The sequence below is a fragment of the Wolbachia endosymbiont of Drosophila ananassae genome, from assembly GCF_008033215.1.
Classification (GTDB): domain Bacteria; phylum Pseudomonadota; class Alphaproteobacteria; order Rickettsiales; family Anaplasmataceae; genus Wolbachia; species Wolbachia pipientis.
Genome location: NZ_CP042904.1, coordinates 1,337,111 through 1,357,549, shown reverse-complemented (window position 1 = coordinate 1,357,549; position 20,439 = coordinate 1,337,111). Strand labels below are relative to the sequence as shown.

The window sequence follows — 20,439 nt, the reverse complement described above, 5'->3', positions numbered from 1 at the left end:
TGTAGTCAGAGTATCAAATTTTATATATAGCTAACAGATAAGATTCTTGACGGGGGCTTATTGATGAATTTCTGCCTACCTTCTCGGCTTGCCGCTTTTGATAAAGTGTGGTTTTCGTCTGATGTAAGGCCATATCAAATAGATCCTATTAAAAATCAATCGAATCTTCACATGTTTGTTCTTCATAAAAGAAGTTCAATGTTATCGTAGTACCAAGTTTTGCTTCACTTTTAATGTCAAAAGTTCCACCCATTAACTCTACTAATTTCTTGCTTAACGGTAATCCGATGCCCGTACCTTCGTTTCTATATCCCGAATCTGCTTGGCCAAAAACAGACATAACTTTATATATATCCTGCTGCATTATTCCTATTCCATTGTCATGAAACTCAATGGTTAATAAGTTTTTTTCTATATTTTCTTTTATCACCATTCTTATTAAACCATCTTTAGGAGTAAACTTGATTGAGTTTGATAATAAATTTATTATAACTTGTTTCATTCTCTTGGGATCTGCAATGACTAATAATTGTTTATTAGTCATCTCTTTTTTTAAATTAATCCCGGCTTCTTTTAATTTAGGCAATAGCATATTTACACATGAATCTATTATTTTGTTCAGGTTAAACTTCACTTTTTCTACTGTTAAACTACTTGATTCAGCTTTTGAAAAATCGAGCACATCGTTAATTAAAGCAAGTAAATGCGTCCCTGCATTATATATATCGTCTGCATACTCCTTGTATTGAGAGTCATCCATTGAACCTAAAGTTTCATTTTTGATCAACTCTGCAAATCCAATAATAGCATTAAGAGGTGTGCGTAATTCATGTGTAACGCTTGCAAAAAACTTTAGCTTGTTTGCATTTTCTTGCTCTAATGCCTCTTTTATCTGCTGTAATTCAATGTTAGTTTTATGTTGCTTGGCCAGCATTTTGGTATTAGAAAAGTGCAAATAGAACATTATTAATATCAAAATTATTAATAATAAGCCTAAAAATATTAAAAATAGGCCATATGCTATAACATAAGAATTATTGTAGCTTCGAAGAATCTTCAAAAAAAACGACGGCTTAGCGCTATTTTCATGGAATATAGGGAAAATAGAAGTTAATGTATTTCCTGTAGTATAAAGTATTTCTTGGTCACTTAATAATTTATCAATTTCATCGTTTGTAAGTAACTGTTCATAATCATAATCTTGAGTGTTAAAATTACTGAATATTATTCTGCCGTTTTGATCATACAGTATTAAGCTGAAATCCTTTACTTTGCTCACTGATTGTAATAATTCAGCACGTAGTTTTACTAGTTGGTTTATGTAGTCAAAATTTTTGTATTTAATGTGATGCTTTTCTATTAGTAAATAATGGTATTTTTTTATTATACCATTTTCTAATACACTTTTTAAGTTTACACTTGAATCACGGTAAGAAGAAAGGAAATTACTCCTTAGTAAATAATTACAATATATCACACTGAATAAAATCATAAAAATTGATGAGAATAATGCGATAACTTTTGTGTATTTGTTTTTTCCCAGTGCAGAAAACATTAATTTACCTATCTTATACATATCCTTACTCATTGCGAAACAACGGCTTTTATGTTATTAATAATAAAATTTAGCATATAATATTTTATGACAATTTCTCCTATTTTGCCAGTTTATTCTCCTATTAACATAAATTTTTCTTATGGTAAAGATATTTACTTGTATGATATTGACGGTAAGCGCTACGTAGATTTTCACTCTGGAATAGCCGTTAGCAGCTTAGGTCACACCAATTCACGATTAATTAGTGCTCTAAAATTGCAAGGAGAAAAATTATGGCATATATCAAATACCTATAATATACCTGCTGCCAATAATTTTGCAGAAAAATTAATAAACAATAGTTTCGCTGACACTGTATTTTTCTCAAATTCTGGATCAGAGGCAGTAGAATGTGGACTTAAGATTGCTAGGATCTATCAAAATGGAAAAGGCAATAAAAATCGTCACAGAATTTTAACATTTCATGGTGCATTTCATGGAAGAACCTTTTTAACTTGTGCTACAAACGATAAACAGAAATTTTCTGAATTACTAAATCCCTACATTGATTGGTGTGATAACATCGAGCCCAATATTGAGAGCGTAAAGAAAGCAATTTCAAGTGGTATAGGCGTTATATTAATAGAACCAATACAAGGGCAAGGTGGTATCAAAGTAATGAATGAAGTCTTTATGAAAGAACTAAGAAGGCTGTGTGATGAAAATGACATATTGTTATTTTTTGATTGCGTACAATGCGGTGCTGGTAGGACAGGAAAATTATTCGCATACGAACATATAGGAGTGGAACCTGATATATGTGCTCTTGCAAAGGGAATAGGCGGGGGGTTTCCGCTGGGGGCTTGTCTTGCAACTGAAAAGGCTGCTAAATATATGGCAGTTGGTATGCACGGTTCCACTTTTGGTGGCAATCCGCTTGCAACCTCAGTAGGTAATGCTGTGCTCGAAGAATTGCTCAGCCCCGGCTTTTTGAAAAATGTTGAAATTAGAGGTAAATACTTAAAAAATAAACTAGAAGACTTAGCAAGTAAATTTCCAATAATAGAGGAAGTAAGAGGGAAAGGGTTAATGCTTGGAATAAAAGTGAAAGCAGACAATCAAAAGTTTGCAGAAGAGTTAAGTCATCGCGGCTTGCTTACTGTTGGGGTAACATCAGATAACGTTGTGAGAATTTTACCTCCACTCATTATCACTGAAAAAGAGATTGATGAAGGCATCGAGATTTTGACTCAATATTTATCTGAGAAATCTTCTGATTAGATACTTGCATTAATATGAACGACAATCTGGTATGCTTAGGAATTATTACCTCTCCTCACGGAATTAAAGGAGCTGTTAAAGTAAAAACCTTTACTGAAAAGCCTGAAAATATCTCCTTATATGGTAAGCTAATAAGTGGTGATGAGAATTATAAAATAGACTCAGTATCCGTCATAGGTGATAATTTAGTAATAGCTACAATAAGCGGAGTAAATTCCCGTAATGAAGCAGAGCTTTTAAGGAATAAGAAGCTATATATAGAAAGAAGCAAGTTACCAGAGCTAAATGATGAGGATGAATTTTACCAAAGTGACCTTGTAGATATGGAAGTAAGGCTGAAAAGTAATGAATTATATGGCTATGTAAAATCTGTGTATAATTTCGGCTCAGGGGATATATTAGAAATTTTAGTTATCAGCACAAAAAAACGTATTATGCTGTCTTTCACTAAAGAGATATTTCCACATATAAATATAAAGGGGAGGTATATAGTATTAAATATACCAGAATTTATTGACTAATAAAGACTTTGATATTTATATAAAGCTATTTATAATTGTAAGATCAAACTGAAAATGTAATTATGGCAGAAAGAGCTAACGACATTAGACCAGGTCAGGTGTTGGAACATAACGGCGGATTATTTTTGGTTGTAGGTATTATGCATACTCAACCTGGTAAAGGTGGTGCATACATACAAGCCGAAATGAAAAACATCAAAACCGGAGCAAAACACTATGAAAGATTTCGTTCTGATGCAACAATCAGAAGGGCAATTTTAGATGAAGAGGAATATGTTTACCTTTTCACTGAAGGAAACATTGTAAATCTTATGCATCCAAGTAATTACGAGCAAATCACTATAAATTTGGATTTATTGGGAGAAAAAAAGATTTATCTACAGGATAACATGAAAATTAAAGTTGTAGCTTATCAAGACAAAATAATTTCTGCGCATGTGCCTGATTATGTTACACTTGCTGTGAAAGAAACAGAGTCTGTTATTAAAGGACAAACTGCTACTGCTTCTTATAAGCCTGCAATTTTGGAAAACGGAATGCGCGTTAACGTGCCTCAGTTTATAAAAGAAGAGGATAAAATTGTAGTATATACTCCAGATGACAGCTATTATGAAAGAGTGAAAGAGTAAAAAGAAGAATGTCCATCTCATCACCACGAATTAATGTGATGCTTGATTCTGTGCGTAGTGCTTCCAGGCAGCTTATGCGCGATTTTAATGAATTACAAATCTCTAATGTTAAATCAGCAGACTTTATCAATAAAACTTATTCAAAATCCAAGCAAACCATATACGATTGCTTGCACGATTACAAACGAGACTATGATTTTATTTTTGAAGATGATACTGATCAAGAAGTAAAAGATGACACTTATACCTGGTTTATTATGCCTATAGAGGGCAGGGAGAATTTTTCTAGTTGCATGGTTTATTTTGCAGTATCAGTCTGTCTCATTCATAAAAATAAAGTTGTGGCAGCTGTAATTGATGCTCCGGCTCTTAGAGAAACTTTTTGGGCAGAAGAAAAGAAAGGTGCTTTTCTTGAGGATTTTAGATCTCGTCATATAAAAATGCGGGTGAAAAGCCGTGAAGGGGGTCTAATAGATGTAAGTGGTAATTTGTTAAATAAATTGCTGCCTGGCAATAGTAGTGTACGCTCCATCGGTTCAACAATTTTAGGCTTTGCATACCTTGCGGCAGGAAGGCACAGAGGAACAGTTTATTCTGGAGTTAACAAATATAAAACCTTGCTCGGTAGACTTTTTCTGCAAGAAAGCGGTGGAAGGCTAACAGAAGACAACGGATTGATTATTGCTGGAGATATAAAACTATAGCTAAAGTAATTTATGTTTACCTACAATTTGATAGTATCCGTTCAGCGGAGTGGCAGAATAAGGTAGACAAGGTGATCTAAAAAGATAATCATAGAGCAAAAGTGAAATAATATGGTAAACCTTTTAGAACTTTGCAAAAATTTACAGCAAAAAATAGAAAGGTTAGAAGCAAAAATAGAAAGATTGGAAAAAGAGAATGAAAGTTTAAAAGCAGAAAATAAGGCTTTAAAGATAGAAAATGCTGAGTTAAGAGAAAGACTCGGTTTAAGCTCAAAAAATTCATCAATACCAAGTTCCAAAGAGTTGTATAAAATAAAAAAGAATAAGCCGAAAAGCGAAAGGAATATTGGCGGTCAGGTTGGTCATAAAGGAAGTTTTCGCGCCAACATGGATGCAGATAAAGTAGTAAAGATAGAGTTGCCTAATACTTGCGAATGCGGAGGAGAAATTGCAATATGTGAAAAACCATATATTCATCAGAAAGTTGATCTTCCAGAAATCAAGCCTTATGTAGTGGAATATCAGTTAGAACATGGCCGTTGTCGGAGATGCGGAAAGAGAAGAAGTAGCAAGTTACCGGAAGGTGTTACGCCAGATACATTTGGTCCAAGGGTTAAGTCAATAATTGCAGCGTTCAGCGGATTCTACAAAAATTCAAAACGCGAAATAGCGAGTGTCGTAAATGATATCTTCAATTTGAACATAAGCGTCGGTAGCATATCAAATAGTGAACATAGAGTTGCTTCAAAATGCAAAAAAATGTATGAGCAGATCGAACAAGAGATAAGTAGGAGTAAAGTTCTACATATTGATGAAACGAGCCATTATAACAAAGGTAAACTCGCTTGGTGTTGGATGTTTGCAAGCAATACGGCAAGTTTTGTAAAATTTACAGAGTCAAGAGGAATGAAAGTTTTACAAAATAGTAAATTCTGCAATCGCAATAGCTTGGTAATAACTGACAGGTATGCAGCATACAATTATTTTGCCGATAAAAACAGGCAAATCTGTTGGGCACATTTATCAAGAGATTTTGAAAGATTAGCACATAGTTGGAATATTGAAGTTAAAGTTCTGGGTTGTTACTTGAGAAACGTGGCCACTGAATTATTTGCACTAAAAAAAGCTTTACTAAAAAGTGAGATAGATGTTTTGAGGTTTGTCAGACGTGCCAGAAAATTAAGAAAACGTACAAAGTATTACTTGAAGGAGATATCTCGTTTACCTGAAGCAATTGGAGCCTCTCGAGTTGCAAAAAATGTTCTGAGATCTGAAAGAATGATGTGGAAATTTTTAGATGACCCAGAAAATATTCCGCTGACAAATAACCACGCTGAACGGCAAATTCGGCATTATGTCGTTTATCGCAAAAACTCATATTTTACACAATCAAAGCGGGGAAATACATTCCTTGAGCGGATAATTTCATTATACTTAACTTGGAAACAAAGGGGTCTCAATCCTTTCCAAAATCTCCTATCTATTGTTTCTTAAACCACTCTCCTGAACGGATACATTTGATAAGCGTAAAACTCGTCATTCCGCTACTTGTTAGCGGAATCCATGCTGAGATACCGCGAATAAATCGCGGTATGACGTAGGGCTGTACTAGCTATAGCATAAACAGGCTAAAGAGATAGACAACTTCTCAAAAACTTTTACAAGAGATTCTGTTAAATGCTCTATCATTTCATCGGTATGATAAGGTGTAGGGGTAATACGGAAACGCTCAGTTCCTCTTGGAACTGTCGGGTAATTTATATGTTGAACGTATATTCCATACTCATCAAATAATAATTTTGATGCTTTTTTGGATAACTCTGAGTTGCCAATTATTATTGGAATTATATGAGTTTCTGTTGGAATGAAGTTAATTCCTGCATTTCTCAGTGAGTTTTTTACTTTTTCAACGACTTGCTTTTGCTTTTCCCTTTCAATGTTGCTTGATTTTAGGTGTTCAACGCTTGCCTTTGCTGCCGCTGCTAAAACAGGCGACATAGCAGTGGTAAAAATAAATCCTGGAGCGGAACTTCTTATTACATCTACCAAGCTCTTTGAAGATGCTATATACCCACCCATCACTCCAAAAGCCTTCGATAGTGTACCTTGAATAACGGTTATTCTATCCATCAGACCTTCTCTTTCTGCAATTCCGCCACCATGTGAACCATACATGCCAACTGCGTGCACCTCATCCAAATAGGTAATTGCATTATGTTGATCTGCAAGATCACATATCGCTTCAAGCGGCGCTATATCGCCATCCATTGAATATACGGATTCAAGTGCTATTATTTTTGGTGTCTTTTTGTCTATAGACTTGAGTAACTGCTCTAGATGATTAACATTATTGTGTTTAAATATATGTTTTGGCCTTTTTCCTGATTTTATGCCTTCTATCATCGAAGAATGGTTCTTCTCGTCTGAAAAAATTACTACGCCAGGAATAACAGACGATAAAGTGCTAAGTGTTGTCTGGTTAGCGAGGTAGCCACAAGCAAAAGTTAAAGCAGCCTCTTTTTTATGCAAACAAGCTAAGGATTTTTCAAGTTCGACAACCTCTTTTGTTGTACCAGATATATTTCTTGTTCCTCCAGCGCCAACAGATGAATTTTGGATAGCGGCAATTACACTCTCATTTTGTGACATTCCCAAATAGTTATTACTGCACCAGACTATTACTTCCCTATTTCTTTCATAGTCCATAATGTGGGGGAGCCTACCTGGCAATGACGCAAAGTGCGTAAATTCACGGTAGCGCCCCTCCTCTTTTATATCTTTGATTTTATTTAAGAATATTTCTTCGTAGTTTACCAAGTTTTTATTCGCTAATAATTAATATAATTATAATAAATTATTAAATGGTAAACTACAATATTTATTATACAGATACGGTAGTAGATGCTTCCTTCGTGTTGAAAGGTTTGTCAACCTTGTTGTTTTCAACTTGGCTTTTAGGTGTACAGCAGTATATAACTGCAGCAGCAACCAGACAACAAGCTCCAACTGCTATTCCTGCAGCTAGCATTTCCAAATAAACTGCAATAGCTACTCCTGAAACAACTCCAGCTACTGCTAACGTCCATGTAGCTATGGTAGGCCACTTACTCTTTTGCGTATTTTGTGTTGCAGTAATAGAGGTTGATTGATTGTTTATAGCACTAGTTTTTTCTACTGCTGCAGGCTTTTCCTTACTGTTAATAACACCTCCAATTGTAGACACATTGTCAGCATTCGAAGAAACTTCACTTACCCCCAACTTCTTTTCACAACCCGTAATTTCTGGAGTTGTGGTAAGTGTACTATTGCTTCCGGTATTATTAGAACTTGTAGATTGGTCTCCTGAATTTGGCAAATCGTTGTTCAGTGAAATATTAACATTACCTTGTTTTGTATTATGGTTTTTAATTTCTTTTTTAATTTCTTCTACTTTACCCTTAAAGGGACCTTCTTTATTTTTTACATATTGTAGTACAAGAGTAGGAGAGTTACTTTTTAGAATATTTTCGAGTTCTTCTCTTGAGTTAGTACTGGTTTTGCTTATAAGTCCATCAATCTTTTTCTTAACAGGACTGGCAAGTTGCTTAACACCTTTTTTTCCGCTGCCTTTTTTGATTTCACCCTCCTCAAAATTATTAATTAAAGGCTCCTGCGTTGAAACCCCTGTGTTATTTAAGATAGCATTTTCTTCCTCCCCTGCAAGAACATTTTTTTCTGTCTGTTGACTGCCAGCACTTTTGGATTTTGGGTTTCTTTGACTGCTTGGTTGATTGTTATTCTCTTCATTTACTACAGCCGTATCGCCTTTTATAACAGGTGATACTGCATTATCACTGCTGCTTCTTTTATTAACTTGTGTATTCGCTTGTGTATGTATATTTGCTTTACTGGAAGTATTGATTAATTTACTACTTTCTAACAAATTTCTAATTAGATATAGATGACTCAAAGTATCTCTATTTTTTTGATACTCATTACGAGTCATACTTGGAGAAAGTTCCATACTTATTTTTTCAAGCTGTTCTGCAACTACTGGTAAAGCTTTCTAAAATTCTTCCTTGCATATTGCCTGAAGAGCTGCGAATTTTAGGTCAACATGCTGACATAAGAGTACAACAACTTCACAATTAGCTTCTTTTATAGCATTTCTCAGTATACTTTGTATGGTTTGCCTGACTACTTGCTGTTTATTATTGGGTATGCTTTGATAAATTTGAACATGAGCTAGAACACTGGCTATAATGTTTTGACTTCCAGTATTAGACAATGCAACTAAAATCGATTCATATGTTTCATCAAATTCGTTATTTTTAAGTTTATGATCAAAATAATTAATAACATCATTGCTGCACTCAGCACATTCTTTGCATAGGTGCTCAATAAATGCAATATTGCCAGCATCCAATGCAGTTTTCAGAATTAAATCATAAATTTCTTTTCTGCCACGAGCTCCTATGTTTTTCAGGATTTGTTGCCCTAGTATTGTAATAACTTTATCATCCGCAAATGCTTGTTCATATACATCGTAAATGGCATGATCTGCACTATTAGTGTATCGTTTGCACAGGTATTCAATGACAGATGTGTGTTCCTGGCTTATCGCAGTTTCTAATAAAGTAACAAAACTCTTTTTTAATAACTCTTCTGTTGAGGCTTTTTTAGTTAGCTTATTAATATATCTTTCAAATGCACCCAGCACTATCGTGATGAATTCTTCATTTTTGATCAGAGACGCTGTTTCAAGCACACCATACAAAGAATCAGGATTACTTGTTTTTAACACCTGTCCAAAATCTCTTAAAACGTATTCGACAAAAACTGCATTTAATAATTCTTGCTCTTTTCTTAATGCTATAACTGAGAAAAAGTCAATCTTATTAGGTTCAACAAGTTGTATAGTTTGATCTTTTAATCTTCCATAAATCCCATCAGTATCATGGAATCTTCCTATAAAAGCTTTAACGTATTCTTGACCACCAACAAGTATAGGTAAAAGACTTAAATTTCCTTCAGCAAAAAGAAAATCCTGATATTGCTCTACTAGCTTGTCATTAGCTGCAATTGCCAATAGTACCAATTCTTTTACTGAATAATCATACTTGAAACCCTCTTGATCAAATTTATATTGTGATAGTACATTTGAATATATATGTTGATGGTTGCTTCCGTTTTGTAACTCCAAATTAAGTTGATTTGAACAGAAATCTTTGAGATTTTCATTATCCAGCGTAATAGACCTGCCTTCATAATCTTCAATATTTTGTACAACCTTGTCTAATTCTTCACAATTATCTTCTTGTATAGCTTGATTTAAGATATTTATAATCTCAGCAAAAGTTAAGTTTTTAGGAATGATACCATATGAATCTTCATCTTTTAACTCTACAGTAAACGACCTATCACAACCATCAGGAAAGTTTGCAAGTATTGCATTCTCTAAACTTAGATTTTCAGGGGGTGTATCACATGGATTAGCTGGTATCTCTTGACTTTTGCCATCTAAAACTTCAAACCCTTCTTCAATACCTGAATCTTCAGAATCTGATCTTTCAAAACCATGCCAACTTTTGATTAATCTTTCAGAATTTGATTGGCCCTGTGAAGTTGCATCCTGTGATACAAAGTCTCTAAAATTGGAACCAAACATGTTTTACCCCTAATTAATAGCTAAGCTAAGTATAGCATTAAACAGAAATCTTGCCAAGCAAATTATTCAGTCTCTTAGCAAAGCTGCTCGCGTCATCCATCTCTTCACCTTCCACTATACAAGCTTGGTAAAATAATAAATGAATCATGTCTTCCAATGTTGGGTTTTCACCATTTTCAGCGTGAGATTTCATTATACTTTTTATTACAGGATGTTTAGTGTTAATTTCCAGCACCTTTGGCGTGCGGTAATTTAGCTGCTTTTGTTCACGCAAAAAACGCTCCATGCGAAGATCCATAGCACCTTCATCAACCGCTAGGCATACGGGACTATCAGTCAATTTTTTGGAAATTTTTACGCTTTTTACTGAATCTCCAAGCACTGTGGTAAAATATTGCAGTATAGTTTCCTCAGTTTTTTCTCCATTTGATTTATTTTCTTCATCTGTCTTATCTTCTTCTGAAGAGAATTTTTCCAAATCAACATCTGCACGGGTTACAGACTTGATTTTCTGATCTTTGTATTCATGAATTACACTAGTCCAAAAGTCATCAACTGGATCAACAAATAGGAGCACTTCTAGTCCTTTACTGACGAATCCCTCAAGTTGCGGACTGTTTTTCACTGAATCGAGGCTATTTCCGGTGAGATAATAGATATGTTCCTGCTCAGGCTTCATTCTGCTTATATAATCATCAATGCTGATCAACTTCTCATCACCGGTGCTATGAAATCTGCAAATCGAGAGCAGCGCTTCTCTCTCATCAGTTGGCATAGCTTCACAAAGACCCTCTTTTAATACTGCACCAAAATTGGTCCAGAATTTTGTGTACTCCTCTAAATTCTCTTTTGCCTTTTTACCGAGCTCTGATATCACACGCTTAGTGAGAGATTTTCTGATCTGCTCAACAACACGATTATTCTGCAGCGTTTCTCTGCTGATATTAAGAGGCAAGTCCGGTGAATCAACCACGCCTTTCAGAAAACGCAAGTATTGTGGTATAATCTGTACGTTATCTTCAGTGATAAATACTTTATTTACATATAACTTCACAGAGCAACGTCTATCTGGATGGAATAAATCAAAAGGTTTTATAGAAGGAACATAAAGCAAATTTGTATATTCTATTGCACCTTCATTTTTATTATGCAATATCATCCAGGGCTCCCCGCCAACGTGGGCAACACTGCGGAAAAAATCGTTGTGCTCCTCTTGAGTAACGTCATTTTTTGGCTTAGTCCAAATTGCAGCCTTACTGTTTAACTTTTCACTTTTTCCTTCTTCGTCTATAAATTCAACAGGAAAATTTATGTGATCAGAGTAAGTAGTGACAATATTTTCAACACGAAATTTATCTAAAAACTCGTTTTCTTCAGGATGCATAATGAGCGTAATTTTGGTTCCGCGAGGGACTTGATTATCTGACTTGCTGATTGAATATTTCCCATCTCCTTTGGATTGCCAGATCCAAGACTCCTCTTCTCCAGCTTTTCTCGATTCTACTATTACTTCTGATGCAACCATAAAGCTTGAGTAAAAACCAACACCAAACTTCCCAATCAGCTCCACAGTTTGGCTTGAATCCTTGCTATTCTTAATCGCATCCAAGAACTTTTGCGTACCAGAGCTTGCAATTGTACCAAGATTGTCTATTAAATCCTGTCTATTCATTCCAATGCCATTATCAGTGATATATAGCTCGTTCTTATCTTTATTGGAGCTGATAGTGATTTTTAATTCGTCACTCAAATCTAGCAAATTAGGGTTTAGTTGAGATTCATAGCGCAACTTATCACATGCATCTGATGCATTTGATATTAATTCACGCAGAAAAATGTCTTTATTGGTGTAAAGTGAATGAATCACTATATTCAGTACTTTCCCTACCTCAGCGTCAAATTTTAAATTTTCAGTTTCTTGTACATTATGCATTTTGAGCTCCATTATTTGCCTACTACCCTAATAATTTAAGTATTGAATCACGATCTTTCAAGGTCACGTACACCAAAATTAATGTGGGTGTAGTTATTATGACACCCAATTTATGGGATCTCTTGCATAACAAACTTTTGGCAGCGCATTGGATGAAACGAAAAACTTCCTTGACACCCTTCGCCAGCCCCCTTATCATGAAACTGAAGCTATTTATTTATCTTCGCAATCTCTGCAGTGGATTAATGACAAAAAAACTTAATGTATTTGGCGTAAATCATGCTTAATTTTTTGCACTATGTGCACCTCATGTCTTTATCAAATTTCTAGCTACACAAGCTGAAATACACTATTTAAAACATCAAAAAACGCCAACTTAAAAAATGGATAGTGAATAATTAGCTACCCTAGGGTTTCTTTGCCTTTTTTTCTGTTTAGTAAATTTCTTAACGTTTATAATTTAGATTAGTTGCGGCTTAAAAGCGGCTGAGTCACGGTTATTAAGCGTTTAGAATAAAAAAACGCCATACTTGAAAGTATAATGTAAGTAACTAGCTAACCATCGGGCTTTTTTTGCCTTTTTTTTCGTTTGGTAAATTTTTTAATACTTAGATTAGTTGCAATTTAAGAGACCAGAAATGGTCAGTGCTTGGCACTGGAATAACGTCCTCCTTTGTTATCCCAGTGCCCAGACACTGGGATCCAGGAAACTTAATTGCAAGTAATGCATTGGATTTGGTGAGTATGGGTTTTATGTTATAGAATGAAACACTTTTGGTGAATTTGTAAAGAAAACTGGATCCCAGTGTTTGGGCACTGGGATGACAGCAGTCCTACGTCATACCGCCGCGAACCGTCATACCGCGATTCATTCGCGGTATCTCTAGATCCCGCTAACAAGCAGCGGGATGACGATTGTCGTTTAGCCATAAACATTAAGGAATTTACCAAACGAAAAAAAATGCAAAAGAAGCCCTGGGGTTATTATCCGCTTTAAAATATTGGCGTTTTTTATGTTTTAAACGCTTGACAAGCGAGATTCAGCCGCTTTTAATTGCAACTAACTTACGCTGCAAATGTTTAAGAAATTTACTAAGCAGAAAAAAAGACAAAGAATCCCCGAGTTAGCTAGTCTTTTACTATCTCTGTCGAGTATTGGCATTTTTTGATGTCTTGTAACGCTTTATAAGCGCGTTCAGCTTATTTAGATAAAAATCTAGATGTAGATGAAGTTTTGTAAAGACATACAGTATCTATATACTGCAAAAAATTGAACATAAGACGCCGATACATTAAGTAATCCTTACCTTTTAATCTGCAGATTGGCGAAAGCAAATACAATAGCTTCAGTTTCATGATAAGGGCGCTGGCGGAGTTTGTCAAGCAACTTTCTATATAATATTTTCTAAAATAAATAGACTTCTCGCATCCAATTTCGGTAGCGCGCGACACACAACTGCAATGACAAGGTTTTGTAAGATAAACATCATATTCACACGAAGTACTTGACTTCACTTGTACTAAGAAGCATTTTATATATGTTGTGTGCCCGTAGCTCAGCTGGATAGAGCAACAGCCTTCTAAGCTGTGGGTCGTAGGTTCGAATCCCACCGGGCACACTCTTTTATCAATACTTTCTATAAATCTTCAAGTACTCTGGCACCACATTTTCAATTGCTAATGGTCGAACCTTCATTGTTTCAAGGTCAACTGACTTTTCGATTGAACTATTCATCATAACTTTCACCTGATCTTGAGTAAGCATAGGGTTCGTATCTCCGGTTATTGGTTTTAGCAGCATAGAAATAATTTTATTTTCTAAAAAGAAAGCTATTAACTTTGCCATTGGAAAAGATACATTGATCAACAAACACTTTCTGTTAGTAACATTCAGAATAAACTTCAATAAGCTTTTGAAAGAGTAAACCTTTGGTCCACCCATGTTATAAATTTTCTTGTCTTGCTTATTAAAACTGATAATACGATATACCACTTCAGCTAAGTCTGTTACACATATTGGCTGAAATTTAGTTGTTCCATTGCCAATTAGTGGTAAGAAAGGAAGAATAGTTGCTAATCTTGCAAATTTATTAAAGAAGTTGTCTTCTTTACCAAATACAAGGCTTGGCCTAATTATTATTGCTTTTTGAAATGCTGAAGTTACAGCTTTTTCACCTTCCAATTTACTTTTGGCATATTTTGACAACTTGCTATTTTCTATTCCCATAGCAGAAAAATGTATCATCATAGGTACATTTTTCATTTTTGCAGCTTTTGCTATCCTTTCAGCTATTTTAACGTGAACAGCGTAAAAATCGTGCTTTTTTGCTTCATATAATATTCCCACTAAGTTTATAGCTACATCACATTCTTCCATACCCTCCAGAACTGATTTTTCATCAAAAAAATCGCCTTTAAATATTGATATTTGTCCTAAATTGCCACACAATTTTAAACAAGCAGCTTTTTCCTGATTACGAGTGAATATCTTTATTAAATATCCTTCTGCTGCCAAGCGTCTTACGATGTGTTTCCCTATAAACCCCGTTCCACCAAAAATAATTACACGTTTTGTCACAATTAAAGTTCCTAATAATTTGTTACTGTAAATTAATACAATGATTTCGCTTAATATTTTATTACGAATTCCCGTACAATAAGATCCATTTTCATTCCTCGTGAGCCTTTAACTAGAATTGCGTCATTATTCTGAATAATGTTAGCTAAATCACTTTTCAATTGATTAGAATCATTAAAATGCGTGCCTCTTATATTATCTGGCAAAAGCTCATGCAATTCTAACATAAATTTACCAACTGTATAAACTTTATCTATATTATTTTCTGTGATAATCTTAACCAAATCTGTATGAAACTCTATGCTTTCATCACCAAGTTCCAACATATCACCAAGCAAAGCTACTTTTCTCTGATTAGAATATGTACTCAAAGTTTTTATTGCAGTTTTCATCGAAGCAGGGCTGGCGTTATAGGAGTCATCAATTAAATGTATATATTTTTTATTGCATTTGACCTTATGAATATTGCCTCTACCTTTCGCTACACTAAAATTCTTAAGTGCAAGTGGTAATTTTGATAAATCAAGTCCGAGGCTTTGCACAACTGCTGCAACAGCAAGTAGCGAATAAGCAAAATGCTCACCTTGTACACGTAAATTACAGTTTATAATTTGATTATCACTCAGCCTGATTTTTAAACTTAATCTATTAGCAACTCGGTTTGATGTCATTCCAGCGCGTGACGCTGGAATCCAGTCTTTATTATACAACCGTCTGATATGCTCATTTGCAATTGAACTTCCTGGATCCAAGTAGTCAAGCACTGGGATGACAGAAGATAGTGCTGAAATGACAGAAGATTCATCGTTTCTTATTAAGTTTAGTAAACAAACTTCAGCATTTTTATCTTTACCGAAGCTTATTACATTTCTATTGGCGTGTGATGAGAGATAATCATAATATTTATTATCTCTGCTTAAAACCAAAGTACCGTTATTTTTCATACCATACAGAATTTCTAACTTCGCTTGTGCAACGTCAAATAGTGATGAAAAATTTTCAGTATGTGCAGGTTCGATGTTGGTAATGACTGCAATATTCGGATTACTAATTTTTGATAATTCTTTTATTTCACCAACTTTATTCATTCCCATTTCAAGAATTAAGTACTGGCAGTTTTTTGGAGCTTTCAGAATTGTCAAAGGCAATCCTATATTATTATTTAAGTTACCTTCGCTTGCATGGGACACTCCATATTGCGATAAAACAGTATGCAGCATATCCTTTGTAGTGGTTTTCCCGACACTGCCTGTAACTGCAATAACTTTAGCATCAATAAGAACATTTCTAATGTAGTATGATGCCATATCGTGCAAAGCTTTCAGGGTATCTTGTACAATCATGAGAGGGAAACTTTTATATTTACCCTCACTCACTATTGCAGCGACAGCCCCTTTTAAAAACGCTTCATGCAAAAAATTATGGCCATCAAAATTCTTTCCCTTGAGGGCAATAAATAAATCACCTTTTTTTATGCTTCTTGTGTCCGTTGAAATATTTGAGCTATGTATCCAATTACAACCATTTACGTCTCTTCCGCCAGTTGCATCAATGATATTATTTGTGTTCCATTTAAACATAATTTAGAGTATTCTTTATAATAAATTGAACAATAAAAGTAGCGAAAATACTACATGTTTTAGACAATGTGCAAATAATGGTTGCAATCCCTATAATTCTATCTTATAATGGATATAGAAGTTTAAATTTTTTCGTCTATAATTAAAATGTATTTAGTTATAGAAACTACCTTGGAGGTATGTATGGCAGAATCTATTTGGGCTAAGATAGGCGGAGCAGTTAAAACAGGTGTAGAAGCTACAGGTCGGGTGTTTGCTCTTGTGCCTAAAGCACTTATTTACCCTATAAAGAAGCCGTTTGCTTCAACGGGTGAAATGAAACATGATGCTACAGTTTCGTTAAAGAAAGCTGTTGGTATAGATGTACCTGAAGAAGAAAGGGAATATGATCCACCTATAGAAACCACACAGGCTAGTAAGGATCTTGGTGTACAAATAACAGAGCAAAAGAAAGGGATAGGAAAGGTAAGTTTTTTAGTGTCAAGAACTCTGACGGGAGATATACCTTATTTGAATGATGAACAATTGAATAAAATAAAAGCACTAAAAAGTGAGTATTCAAACATCACTATACATAGAGAAGAAAATAAAATTGTAATTGAAGTTGATGTTAAAAAAATAATTGAAGACATTAAAACTGACTCTAAAAATAAAGGAAAGAGTCCAGAGGAGATAAAAAAGCTTGCTATTGAAGAAATTAAACAAAAAGTTGACGGTAACCTTAAAGATCTAGCAAAAATTACTGGTGGAGAATTTAAAGTTCACACAGACTTAAAATTGCTGTATGGTATTGCAGAAAAATTGTATAAGGAATATGATAATCAAAAGCAGTCATCAGACAAAGTTGTGAAGTCTGATGTTGGTCAGCCTTCAGAAACTATAGCTTCAGGTGAGAAAAAATGGGCGCAAGAAGCTATAAAAGCAGGTAAGTCGCAAAGTTGTGGAATGCAAAAATAAGTTATAGGAGAGTATTATGAGTGAAGCTAAAAAAATAGAGGAAAGACATCATAGTCTAACTGTTCCTGGGGATATGTATCACTTACAACCAGGAGTTATTACTGGAAAAAGGGTAAGTGGAATAGAACCCTTTTTGAAAGAACAGCAGGACATGGTAAAAGTAAGGGAACTTGTAAGCTCTTTAAATCTTGAAGATGCTTCTGGTGAAGCGATAAAACCACTATCTACACCTAATGTAGAGAAAAACGAAGAAAGAGGGAAAGGTCGCTCTTAAAATATGAGCAATGAAGTTTATGATAGCGATAACATCTTTGCTCAAATATTAAGAGGTGAGTTACCTTGTGAGAAGGTACATGAAAATGAAAATGTACTAGCTTTTCATGATAAGTACCCTGACGCACCAGTTCACATTTTAGCTATACCCAAAAATCAATATATTTCATACGATGATTTTATTCTAAAAGCTTCTGAAGAGGAGATAGCAAATTTCTTCAAAACTGTAAGAGAGATAGCACATAAATATAATCTAGAAAAAACAGGGTATAGGTTAGTCACTAACTACGGTGAAAATGGAGAGCAGGTTGTACCACATTTTCACGTGCATATTTTAGGTGGTAAAAAGTTAGGAAAGCATGTAAATTCATAGTGTTATATGTTTTGTTAAATGAGCGAATATTTAACCATAGTAATCTTTATCTGCGTATCAATTGTAGTATCTTTTGTTTTAGGTATATTGCCTATGTTTCTTGCAGTGAGTAAGCCAGATAGTGAAAAACTTTCCACATATGAGTGTGGCTTCAATCCACTATCCAGTGCAAGAAAAAATTTTGACATTAAATTTTACCTAGTTTCAATATTATTTATAATATTTGACTTAGAAATTGCTTTTCTTTTTCCTTGGGCTGTTTCTTTATCTAAGATAAGCTATGGTGGATTTTGGTCTATGATGGTATTTCTTGCAATACTCACTATAGGTTTTATCTATGAATGGTGTAAAGGTGCATTAGAGTGGGAGTAGTTTATGACAAATCAAATTCTATCTAATGATGACTGGGGTCGTTATAAAAAAGAAGGGTTTCTTGTCACTAAATTTGGTGATTTAACAGATTATGTAATGAATTGGGCAAGGTCTGGTTCATTGTGGCCAATGACATTTGGTCTTGCATGTTGCGCAGTTGAGATGATGCATACTGCATCCAGCCGTTATGATCTTGATAGATATGGTATAATGTTTCGTGCAAGCCCACGTCAATCAGATGTGATGATTGTTGCTGGCACACTAACTAATAAAATGGCAGCAGCATTGCGCAAGGTTTATGATCAAATGGCAGACCCGAAGTATGTTATTTCCATGGGAAGTTGTGCAAATGGTGGTGGTTATTACCATTACTCTTATTCAGTAGTCCGAGGCTGTGATAGAATTGTGCCAGTTGACGTGTATGTCCCTGGATGCCCACCAACCGCTGAGGCGTTGCTATATGGAATGCTATGCCTACAAAACAAAATAAAACGGACTCGGAATGGATAAAACTGCAAAGTATATACAAAAAAAGACCAAATGCGAGTGCATTCAAAAAGATGATGGCATTATTGTAATATATTCAACTTTAGATGAAATTGAAAAGCACCTATTCTTTCTACGTGATGATGAAAAGTGTAGGTTTGAACTATTAGTTGATATTTTTGGGGTTGACTATCCAAATAGAGAGAAGCGTTTCGAGCTAATATACAATCTGCTCAGCATTGTGCATAATATTAGAGTACACATAAAGCTTCAGTTATGTGAAAGCGACATGCCTCCAAGTGTAGCGAAGATATTTAGTACGGCTTTGTGGTTTGAGCGTGAAGTGTTTGATATGTATGGAATAGAGTTTTCTGATCACCCTGATTTGCGTAGGATTCTAACAGACTATGGATTCAAAGGTCATCCAATGTTAAAAGATTTCCCTCTCACTGGTTATGAGGAAGTAAGATATGATATAGAGACAAAAAAGGTTGTGTATAATCCTATAGATTTACCGCAAGATTTTCGTATGTTTGATAGCTTATCGCCTTGGGAAGGTAAAACCATAAAAGTAAATACAAAGGAGTAGAAAATGACAGTACAAAGAAAAAAAATATCTTTAATCGGTGCAGGAAATATCGGTGGAACTCTCACCCATATGATTGCACTAAGGGAACTCGGTGATGTTGTTTTACTTGATATTAGTGATGGAATACCACAAGGTAAAGCACTCGACATAGCAGAATCATCCCCTATTGATGGATTTAATGTCAATATTACTGGCACAAATAGGTATGAAGATATAAAAAACTCCGATGCAATTATAATAACCGCTGGCATCGCTAGAAAACCTGGAATGAGCAGGGATGACCTCCTGCAAACCAATGCTAAAGTAATGAAGGAGGTTGGCGAAAATATTAAAAAATATTCTCCAAACGCGTTTGTAATAGTGGTTACCAACCCTTTGGATGCCATGGTTTCAGTGGTGCATAAATTTTCAAACCTTCCAACTAATATGATTGTTGGCATGGCAGGAGTGCTTGATTCTTCCCGTTTTCGTTACTTTCTTGCAAGTGAGTTAAATATCTCAGTTGAAGATATATCTGCTTTTGTGCTTGGAGGACATGGCGACACTATGGTACCACTAATCAATTGTGCTTCAGTTGCTGGAGTTCCACTTACTCAAATTATCGATATGGGTCTTATCACACAGAAAAAAGTCGATGAAATAGTTGAACGCACTCGCAATGGCGGTAAAGAAATAGTTGATCTGCTTAAGTCTGGATCTGCATACTACGCTCCTGCATCTTCAGCTATATGCATGTTAGAATCATATTTAAAAGATAAGAGGCGCATATTACCATGTGCTGCTTACCTTAATGGTGAATATGGTGTAGAAGAGTTGTTTATTGGTGTTCCTGTAATTATTGGAAAAAACGGAATTGAAAAGATCCTAGAAGTTAAAATGAATGATAGTGAACAAGAAATGTTTAATAAGTCTGTAAACTCGGTGAGAGAGCTGGTGAAATCTTTAGGTTCATAAGCAAATTAATGGTTTTATAGAGCTT

At 34.8% G+C, this 20,439-nt stretch carries 19 protein-coding genes and 1 tRNA gene; 13 read left to right on the top strand and 7 right to left on the bottom strand.

Annotated elements, in window-relative coordinates; all coding sequences use genetic code 11:
• Window positions 1-148 precede the first annotated feature (148 nt).
• Window positions 149-1,576 (bottom strand): sensor histidine kinase, encoded by a 1,428-nt coding sequence (locus EA652_RS06630; RefSeq protein WP_006280108.1) that lies wholly within the window; start codon window positions 1,574-1,576, stop codon window positions 149-151.
• A gap of 66 nt (window positions 1,577-1,642) precedes the next feature.
• On the opposite strand from EA652_RS06630, the gene EA652_RS06625 reads away from it, so the two are divergent.
• The 5 genes from EA652_RS06625 to EA652_RS06605 all read left to right on the top strand — a co-directional run bounded on the left by EA652_RS06625 (window position 1,643) and on the right by EA652_RS06605 (window position 6,166).
• Window positions 1,643-2,818, top strand: coding sequence for an aspartate aminotransferase family protein (locus EA652_RS06625; protein WP_006280106.1), 1,176 nt, complete (start codon window positions 1,643-1,645; stop codon window positions 2,816-2,818).
• Between the two features lie 14 nt (window positions 2,819-2,832).
• Window positions 2,833-3,339, top strand: a complete 507-nt coding sequence (rimM, locus tag EA652_RS06620) for a ribosome maturation factor RimM (protein WP_006279718.1) — start codon at window positions 2,833-2,835, stop codon at window positions 3,337-3,339.
• Between the two features lie 62 nt (window positions 3,340-3,401).
• Entirely contained in the window at window positions 3,402-3,968 is a 567-nt protein-coding gene (efp, locus tag EA652_RS06615; protein ID WP_012673415.1) for an elongation factor P, read from the top strand.
• A gap of 8 nt (window positions 3,969-3,976) precedes the next feature.
• Window positions 3,977-4,672 (top strand): inositol monophosphatase family protein, encoded by a 696-nt coding sequence (locus tag EA652_RS06610; protein ID WP_012673414.1) that lies wholly within the window; start codon window positions 3,977-3,979, stop codon window positions 4,670-4,672.
• 111 nt (window positions 4,673-4,783) lie between these two features.
• Entirely contained in the window at window positions 4,784-6,166 is a 1,383-nt protein-coding gene (locus EA652_RS06605; RefSeq protein ID WP_007548562.1) for an IS66-like element ISWen3 family transposase, read from the top strand.
• A 114-nt stretch (window positions 6,167-6,280) separates the two neighbouring features.
• Here the strand turns inward: EA652_RS06605 and hemA are convergent, their stop codons facing one another.
• The 4 genes from hemA to htpG form a co-directional block, all read right to left on the bottom strand.
• Window positions 6,281-7,489: a 5-aminolevulinate synthase gene (gene hemA / locus EA652_RS06600; protein WP_012673413.1), complete on the bottom strand. Its 1,209-nt coding sequence runs from the start codon at window positions 7,487-7,489 to the stop codon at window positions 6,281-6,283.
• Between the two features lie 64 nt (window positions 7,490-7,553).
• Window positions 7,554-8,675: a TomO hydrophobic C-terminal domain-containing protein gene (locus tag EA652_RS06595; protein ID WP_039963871.1), complete on the bottom strand. Its 1,122-nt coding sequence runs from the start codon at window positions 8,673-8,675 to the stop codon at window positions 7,554-7,556.
• Window positions 8,676-8,717: 42 nt separating this feature from the next.
• Window positions 8,718-10,319: a host RNA manipulator TomO gene (locus EA652_RS06590; RefSeq protein WP_007548662.1), complete on the bottom strand. Its 1,602-nt coding sequence runs from the start codon at window positions 10,317-10,319 to the stop codon at window positions 8,718-8,720.
• A gap of 37 nt (window positions 10,320-10,356) precedes the next feature.
• Window positions 10,357-12,252: a molecular chaperone HtpG gene (gene htpG, locus EA652_RS06585; protein WP_041582670.1), complete on the bottom strand. Its 1,896-nt coding sequence runs from the start codon at window positions 12,250-12,252 to the stop codon at window positions 10,357-10,359.
• A gap of 1,545 nt (window positions 12,253-13,797) precedes the next feature.
• Between htpG and EA652_RS06570 the strand changes: the two genes are divergently transcribed.
• Window positions 13,798-13,871 (top strand) — tRNA-Arg (locus EA652_RS06570).
• An 8-nt stretch (window positions 13,872-13,879) separates the two neighbouring features.
• On the opposite strand, the gene EA652_RS06565 is transcribed toward EA652_RS06570, so the two are convergent.
• Together EA652_RS06565 and EA652_RS06560 are read right to left on the bottom strand one after the other, a co-directional pair.
• Complete coding sequence (locus tag EA652_RS06565; RefSeq protein WP_012673411.1) at window positions 13,880-14,830, bottom strand: complex I NDUFA9 subunit family protein; 951 nt, start codon at window positions 14,828-14,830, stop codon at window positions 13,880-13,882.
• A gap of 50 nt (window positions 14,831-14,880) precedes the next feature.
• Window positions 14,881-16,410 (bottom strand): UDP-N-acetylmuramoyl-tripeptide--D-alanyl-D-alanine ligase, encoded by a 1,530-nt coding sequence (locus EA652_RS06560; protein ID WP_012673410.1) that lies wholly within the window; start codon window positions 16,408-16,410, stop codon window positions 14,881-14,883.
• 183 nt (window positions 16,411-16,593) lie between these two features.
• Between EA652_RS06560 and EA652_RS06555 the strand changes: the two genes are divergently transcribed.
• The 7 genes from EA652_RS06555 to mdh are packed head-to-tail and all read left to right on the top strand — an operon-like array spanning window position 16,594 to window position 20,414.
• Entirely contained in the window at window positions 16,594-17,367 is a 774-nt protein-coding gene (locus EA652_RS06555) for a hypothetical protein (RefSeq protein ID WP_012673409.1), read from the top strand.
• Between the two features lie 16 nt (window positions 17,368-17,383).
• Entirely contained in the window at window positions 17,384-17,641 is a 258-nt protein-coding gene (locus EA652_RS06550) for a hypothetical protein (protein ID WP_006279579.1), read from the top strand.
• A gap of 3 nt (window positions 17,642-17,644) precedes the next feature.
• Window positions 17,645-18,013 carry an HIT domain-containing protein gene (locus tag EA652_RS06545; protein WP_007548574.1) on the top strand — a complete coding sequence of 123 codons (369 nt, stop codon included), beginning with the start codon at window positions 17,645-17,647 and terminating at the stop codon, window positions 18,011-18,013.
• 18 nt (window positions 18,014-18,031) lie between these two features.
• Window positions 18,032-18,385, top strand: coding sequence for an NADH-quinone oxidoreductase subunit A (locus tag EA652_RS06540; protein ID WP_007548575.1), 354 nt, complete (start codon window positions 18,032-18,034; stop codon window positions 18,383-18,385).
• A gap of 3 nt (window positions 18,386-18,388) precedes the next feature.
• A complete protein-coding gene (locus EA652_RS06535) occupies window positions 18,389-18,895 on the top strand; it encodes a NuoB/complex I 20 kDa subunit family protein (protein ID WP_006279574.1) in 507 nt (168 codons plus the stop codon).
• Window positions 18,888-19,460, top strand: coding sequence for an NADH-quinone oxidoreductase subunit C (locus tag EA652_RS06530; RefSeq protein ID WP_007548576.1), 573 nt, complete (start codon window positions 18,888-18,890; stop codon window positions 19,458-19,460). Before EA652_RS06535 ends, EA652_RS06530 begins: the two co-directional genes overlap by 8 nt.
• A 3-nt stretch (window positions 19,461-19,463) precedes the next feature.
• Complete coding sequence (gene mdh / locus EA652_RS06525; RefSeq protein ID WP_007548577.1) at window positions 19,464-20,414, top strand: malate dehydrogenase; 951 nt, start codon at window positions 19,464-19,466, stop codon at window positions 20,412-20,414.
• Window positions 20,415-20,439: the final 25 nt, after the last annotated feature.

Excerpts from the sequence above, each read along its gene's own strand:
- EA652_RS06560 (WP_012673410.1), bottom strand. The coding sequence starts at position 16,410 with ATGTTTAAATGGAACACAAATAATATCATTGATGCAACTGGCGGAAGA.
- rimM (WP_006279718.1), top strand. The coding sequence starts at position 2,833 with ATGAACGACAATCTGGTATGCTTAGGAATTATTACCTCTCCTCACGGA.
- EA652_RS06595 (WP_039963871.1), bottom strand. The coding sequence starts at position 8,675 with ATGGAACTTTCTCCAAGTATGACTCGTAATGAGTATCAAAAAAATAGA.
- EA652_RS06550 (WP_006279579.1), top strand. The coding sequence starts at position 17,384 with ATGAGTGAAGCTAAAAAAATAGAGGAAAGACATCATAGTCTAACTGTT.
- EA652_RS06610 (WP_012673414.1), top strand. The coding sequence starts at position 3,977 with ATGTCCATCTCATCACCACGAATTAATGTGATGCTTGATTCTGTGCGT.
- EA652_RS06535 (WP_006279574.1), top strand. The coding sequence starts at position 18,389 with ATGACAAATCAAATTCTATCTAATGATGACTGGGGTCGTTATAAAAAA.
- EA652_RS06625 (WP_006280106.1), top strand. The coding sequence starts at position 1,643 with ATGACAATTTCTCCTATTTTGCCAGTTTATTCTCCTATTAACATAAAT.
- mdh (WP_007548577.1), top strand. The coding sequence starts at position 19,464 with ATGACAGTACAAAGAAAAAAAATATCTTTAATCGGTGCAGGAAATATC.
- EA652_RS06555 (WP_012673409.1), top strand. The coding sequence starts at position 16,594 with ATGGCAGAATCTATTTGGGCTAAGATAGGCGGAGCAGTTAAAACAGGT.
- htpG (WP_041582670.1), bottom strand. The coding sequence starts at position 12,252 with ATGCATAATGTACAAGAAACTGAAAATTTAAAATTTGACGCTGAGGTA.
- EA652_RS06530 (WP_007548576.1), top strand. The coding sequence starts at position 18,888 with ATGGATAAAACTGCAAAGTATATACAAAAAAAGACCAAATGCGAGTGC.
- EA652_RS06545 (WP_007548574.1), top strand. The coding sequence starts at position 17,645 with ATGAGCAATGAAGTTTATGATAGCGATAACATCTTTGCTCAAATATTA.
- EA652_RS06605 (WP_007548562.1), top strand. The coding sequence starts at position 4,784 with ATGGTAAACCTTTTAGAACTTTGCAAAAATTTACAGCAAAAAATAGAA.
- EA652_RS06630 (WP_006280108.1), bottom strand. The coding sequence starts at position 1,576 with ATGTATAAGATAGGTAAATTAATGTTTTCTGCACTGGGAAAAAACAAA.
- EA652_RS06590 (WP_007548662.1), bottom strand. The coding sequence starts at position 10,319 with ATGTTTGGTTCCAATTTTAGAGACTTTGTATCACAGGATGCAACTTCA.
- efp (WP_012673415.1), top strand. The coding sequence starts at position 3,402 with ATGGCAGAAAGAGCTAACGACATTAGACCAGGTCAGGTGTTGGAACAT.
- EA652_RS06540 (WP_007548575.1), top strand. The coding sequence starts at position 18,032 with ATGAGCGAATATTTAACCATAGTAATCTTTATCTGCGTATCAATTGTA.